This window comes from Ancylomarina sp. (assembly GCF_041555295.1).
GTDB lineage: Bacteria > Bacteroidota > Bacteroidia > Bacteroidales > Marinifilaceae > Ancylomarina.
Map to the genome: position 1 here is coordinate 1 of NZ_JBFFKR010000240.1, position 5,319 is coordinate 5,319.

Genomic DNA, 5,319 nt, shown 5'->3' on the forward strand with positions numbered 1-5,319 from the left:
GAGCCTTGCTTTTCTCTACAAGCTTGACACGTCCTTTTCTAACTAACTGTTGAATTGTAGGCATATTAACAATTACTTTGTGATTAAATATATTTTAACAAATTGGTTGCAAAGGTATTAATTATTTCCAAATAACAATAGATGACCCTAGTTATTTTCACAAAAACCCCTTTAAATCAGCGTACAAAGATAGTTAATTGTTTTCACAGTTTTTCCTTCTTGATCAACTGAAATGATACTTAGGTCAATTCTTAATAAGGTCATCAAATTTTTGTGTTTCGGAATGACCAAAAATAAAAACATAAAATTAAATCATGACGAGAAAGATCAATTATCACTTGTCAATCAACTTGACAGACTTGACATATTAAATCATGAACTAATAAATCTATTTTTATCGCATTATTAATAATCTCATAAGCGGAATACGATGTCACAAGGAAATCCAATTAAAGAAGAAGAAGAAGAAGAAACAAAGTCAAATATCCATGTTGGTTTCAGAATTTTCTTAGTCCTTTTAGGAATATTATTTATAGGAGGTCTTTTCTCAGTTATCGCTTCTTTAATAATTGCCGGTGATTTAGAAAGTTTACGCCATGTAAAGGATCTGATATTAAAAGAGCATTTTATAATTCAAGGTGCTGGTTGCATAGGGACATTAGCAGTTGTATTTTTCTTTCGTAAGAATATTGACATGCGATCAATTTCATCAATAGGATTTCACACTGAAGGAAGAAGTAAAGATTTACTTTGGGGATTACTAACAGCTGCAGTAATCATGATAGTCGGGACGAGCATATTACTAATGAGTAAGAATATCACTATCACAGGTCTCCATTTCAACGGTACTGACTTCATTTACGGCTTTTTGCTATTTATTATTTGTAGCTCTAAACGAAGAGATATTATGCAGAGGGTATATTCTTAATAATCTAATGGATTCCATGAGTCCTTATTGGAGTTTAATTATCTCCTCAGCTATTTTCACTCTAGGACATTCCTTTAACGATAATTTGAGTTTGTTCGGCATTACCAACCTATTTATTGCAGGCATATTATTAGGTATTACCTATATCTACACCCGTAATCTATGGTTCCCCATTAGCTTACATCTGTTTTGGAATTTTATTCAAGGCTGTGTCTTCGATTATAATGTGAGTGCCTTAAACGTCAGCTCGGTATTCAAATTTGATATGCTGGTTAAAAATTCATTTAACGGTGGTGATTTTGGTTTTAAAGGCTCGTGGCTTTGTATCTATTAAGTTCTATCACCATACTTGTTATATTATATTACTACAAGAAACAAAACACACCTGTTATTCGCAGACAACAAGTTCCTTTAATGTAAAGAATTTCTATAATTATACTTCTATGAACTTACAATCATTCTTGCAAAATCCAAAGCACATTAAAGAGACTAAAATCGACTGAAATCAATTCATTCTACTTATTTTCTTGTATTTTATTGTTGTCGCAATGATATTAATACCAATCTCTGGTATAGCGCATTTGCTTGATGCAAAACATTTCACTTCTGGTCTATCGGTTAATGAAATGCTTATTAGAGCTGCCATATTTGCTCCTATAATCGAAGAATGTTTATTTCGCCTCTTATTAAGACCAAAGCGAAACAACCTGATCTTATTTTTAGTTTTAATGTTCCCATCAACCCTATACTTCCTAATTTGAGGGGAATTATATCACCTTTACAATTATATCAAGCATCGAACTAGCAATCTTAATTTCAATTCTACGAAACACATATCTACTTAAAATACAAAAATGCATCATTAAATATTTTAGATTCTTCTTTTACTTCTCAATACTATCTTTTGGATTTGTACATATAACGAATTTCAGTTTTCCAGAAATTAGTTTCTGGGTGATTATATGTTCCCCTCTATTGGTATCACCGCAAATCTTTATGGGTAGCATATTAGGTTTTATCCGAATGAAATATGGTTTTTGGTATTCAGTTTTGTTACATACCACAATCAATGGAGTTGTAACACTTGGCTTTGCCTTAGCATCACTAAACTAAAAACAATTCAAAAAACATGATTCAAAATAAAGACTACATCCTTCAACTGATAGAAGCAGCAGGTAAAGCCGTAGCCAAGATGATGGGTTTTAAAGAACAAGGCTCTTACTCTCAGGCACTGAAAACATTGGAAGGCTGCTGTTCATAACATTTCGACAGAATTCATCTAGAAAGTGAAAGCAATTCTATCAAACTCGATTTATATGGAAGTCTTCTCAAACAAGAAGCCGAAATAAATCAGGAATTAGGAAATAATGATAAAGCCAAAACTCTACTCTTAAAAGCTCTAGAAAGTCTTAACAGAACTGAAAACGAAAGTGGATCCTTCGACTTAAAAAGGAACAGCTTAATAAAGGAAATACAATTATCTCTGACAATAAATTAGAATAAAAACAAATTACAAAGTCTGTTTTTAATAGACTCATTAAAGATAATGCGGAACTCAGAATACCACTTTCAACAATCAAAGACCAAACTAAACATCTCATCATCAGCTATTGGAATTGAAAAAAAAGTTCGCTAATTTGGTAGACCCATAAGTTCAGAAAGGCAGATTAACCCTAGTTTGCTGATCGAAATATTTTTTAACCCAATAAAAATTTCGAGTATGAAAGTTTATCAATCTAATGAAATTAAGAACATCGCTCTCATTGGCAATGCCGGCTCGGGTAAAACCACCCTTGCCGAGGCAATGCTATTCGAAGGCGGTGTTATTAGCAGACGCGGAAACGTAGATGATAATAACACCGTTTCTGATTATAATCCGGTAGAGCATGAACATGGTAATTCTGTTTTCTCTACCGTTTTGTATACAGAGTGGTTAGGAAAAAAAATCAATTTCATCGACACGCCTGGTGCCGACGATTTTTCTGGTGGTGTTATATCTGCCTTAAATGTGGTTGACACTGGTTTGATGCTAATAAATGCACAACATGGTGTTGAAGTAGGAACCGAGGTCCTTGGTCGTAGAGCTACCAAGCGGAATAAACCTTTGATTTTTGTTATCAACCACCTTGATCATGAGAAAGCCAATTTCGAACAATGCATCGAATCTGCAAAAGTGAGTTTTGGAAACAAAATCGCTATTGTTCAGTATCCAGTAAATGCTGGCCTTGGTTTCGATGCTGTCGTTGATGTGTTGAAAATGAAAATGTACAAGTGGGGTCCAGATGGAGGAAAACCAGAGATACTTGATATTCCTGATTCGGAAAAAGAAAAAGCAAACGAACTTCATAACGAATTAGTTGAAGCTGCTGCCGAAAACGACGAGGCTTTGATGGAACTTTATTTCGATAAAGGATCATTGACTGAAGATGAGATGAGAGAGGGTATGAGAAAAGGAATGATTGCTTGCGATCTTTATCCTGTGTTCTGTATCTCTGCAAAAAAAGATATGGGTGTTCGTAGACTAATGGAATTTATTGGAAATATAGTCCCATTCGTTACAGAGATGCCTGCTATCCCAACCGTGAGTGGACGTGAGGCAAAATGTGATTCCAATGCTCCAACGTCATTATTTGTATTCAAAACATCTATCGAACCACATATTGGTGAGGTCAACTATTTTAAAGTGATTTCGGGTAAAATTAAGGAAGGAGACGATTTAACAAATATCAATAATGGTACCAAGGAGCGCCTTTCACAACTTTATGTAGTTGCCGGTCGTAAACGTGAGAAAGTTTCTGAACTTGTTGCTGGTGATATTGGTGCTACCGTAAAACTTAAGAATACAAAAAACAATCATACCTTAAATTGTAAGGATTGTGATTTCATATACAAGGATATTGATTTCCCAGAACCAAAATACAGAACTGCTGTAAATGCAGTTGATGAATCAAATGATGAGCGTTTGGGTGAATTGCTTCATCGCATACACGAAGAAGATCCAACTATAATAATTGAATACTCGAAAGAACTTAAACAAATACTTCTTCATGGTCAGGGTGAGTTCCACTTGAACACCCTTAAATGGCGATTGAAGCACAACGATAAGATGGAAATTGAATTTAAATCTCCAAAGATTCCTTATCGCGAAACCATTACAAAACAAGCTGCAGCTAACTACCGTCATAAAAAACAATCAGGCGGTTCAGGGCAATTTGGTGAAGTATCCTTAATTATTGAGCCATATTATGAAGGAATTCCAGATCCTACATCATTTAAAGTAGATGGGAAAGAATTTAAAGTCAATTTAAGAGGAACGGAAACTGTCGATCTTCCTTGGGGTGGAAAGTTGGTTTTCTGTAACTGCATTGTTGGTGGTGTAATCGACACACGCTTCCTTCCTGCAATTATGAAGGGTGTTATGGAAAAGATGGACGAAGGTCCATTAACCGGCTCCTATGCTCGTGACATACGCGTTTCGGTTTACGATGGTAGAATGCATGCCGTAGACTCAAATGAAATTTCGTTCAGGCTTGCAGGACGTCACGCTTTTAGTGAAGCCTTTAAGAATGCTGCACCTAAAATTTTAGAGCCAATTTATAATATTGAAATTTTAGTTCCTGAAGATAGAATGGGTGATGTGATGAGTGATTTACAAACTCGCCGCGCAATGATTATGGGTATGGAAGCTGAAAAAGGATTCCAAAAAATCTTAGCGAAAGTACCTCTTAAGGAAATGGATCGCTATTCAACTTCACTTAGTTCTTTAACAGGTGGACGAGCTCAATTCTCTATGAAATTTGCTGAGTACGAGAAAGTACCTAACGATGTTCAGCAAGAATTGTTAGCTGCCTACGAAGAAGAAATGGCAGAAGCCTAACCTAATATCTTAACAAAGACAAAGCCGACAGATTCATTTGAGTCTGTCGGCTTTCTTTATATTTGATTGAGAACATTTTCTCTCTTATTTATCATGCAAGAGCATTACAGATCCTTTCTTGGTATAATGTTTCCCACCTTCTTCTCGCCCCTCTGCTTCTACAACATAGAAGTAAGTTCCTGATGAAGCCAGCTTGCCATTTATCTTCCCGTCCCAACCTTTACTACTTTTTCTTTTATCTAAACCTGGTGATACATCTGATTCTTGGAATTGATAAACAAGTCGTCCCCAACGATTAAATATTTTAACTGAATATGATTTTACAGAATAAAGTTCTAATCGAAATTCTTGATTCCATTGATCACCATTGGGAGTAAACACATTGGGAACTTCAAAAATCGAACCTTCAACTATAATTTTATTAGTTGAAGACGCAACACAATTCATTGCGTCATCGGTATTTGTAACTATTAATTTCACATTATACTCCCCAGGGTGTAAATATGTATAAGTA

Annotated in this window: 5 protein-coding genes; 4 read left to right on the top strand and 1 reads right to left on the bottom strand. The window is 35.1% G+C overall.

Annotated features, from left to right (window positions below):
- The first annotated feature begins 430 nt into the window (after positions 1-430).
- The 4 genes from ABY905_RS13635 to ABY905_RS13650 all read left to right on the top strand — a co-directional run bounded on the left by ABY905_RS13635 (position 431) and on the right by ABY905_RS13650 (position 4,805).
- Positions 431-928 carry a hypothetical protein gene (locus ABY905_RS13635; protein WP_372644799.1) on the top strand — a complete coding sequence of 166 codons (498 nt, stop codon included), beginning with the start codon at positions 431-433 and terminating at the stop codon, positions 926-928.
- The gene (locus ABY905_RS13640) at positions 903-1,262 is read left to right on the top strand and encodes a lysostaphin resistance A-like protein (RefSeq protein ID WP_372644807.1); all 360 of its coding nucleotides are present in this window, start codon (positions 903-905) and stop codon (positions 1,260-1,262) included. Before ABY905_RS13635 ends, ABY905_RS13640 begins: the two co-directional genes overlap by 26 nt.
- A 795-nt stretch (positions 1,263-2,057) precedes the next feature.
- Complete coding sequence (locus ABY905_RS13645) at positions 2,058-2,189, top strand: hypothetical protein (protein WP_372644801.1); 132 nt, start codon at positions 2,058-2,060, stop codon at positions 2,187-2,189.
- A 459-nt stretch (positions 2,190-2,648) separates the two neighbouring features.
- Positions 2,649-4,805 (top strand): elongation factor G, encoded by a 2,157-nt coding sequence (locus tag ABY905_RS13650; RefSeq protein ID WP_372644803.1) that lies wholly within the window; start codon positions 2,649-2,651, stop codon positions 4,803-4,805.
- 84 nt (positions 4,806-4,889) lie between these two features.
- On the opposite strand, the gene ABY905_RS13655 is transcribed toward ABY905_RS13650, so the two are convergent.
- Positions 4,890-5,319: gliding motility-associated C-terminal domain-containing protein (locus ABY905_RS13655; protein WP_372644805.1), on the bottom strand; the 430-nt coding region annotated here is incomplete at its 5' end.

What these genes read in the sequence shown, in the direction of transcription:
- ABY905_RS13650 (WP_372644803.1), top strand. Translation starts at nt 2,649, where the DNA reads ATGAAAGTTTATCAATCTAATGAAATTAAGAACATCGCTCTCATTGGC.
- ABY905_RS13645 (WP_372644801.1), top strand. Translation starts at nt 2,058, where the DNA reads ATGATTCAAAATAAAGACTACATCCTTCAACTGATAGAAGCAGCAGGT.
- ABY905_RS13635 (WP_372644799.1), top strand. Translation starts at nt 431, where the DNA reads ATGTCACAAGGAAATCCAATTAAAGAAGAAGAAGAAGAAGAAACAAAG.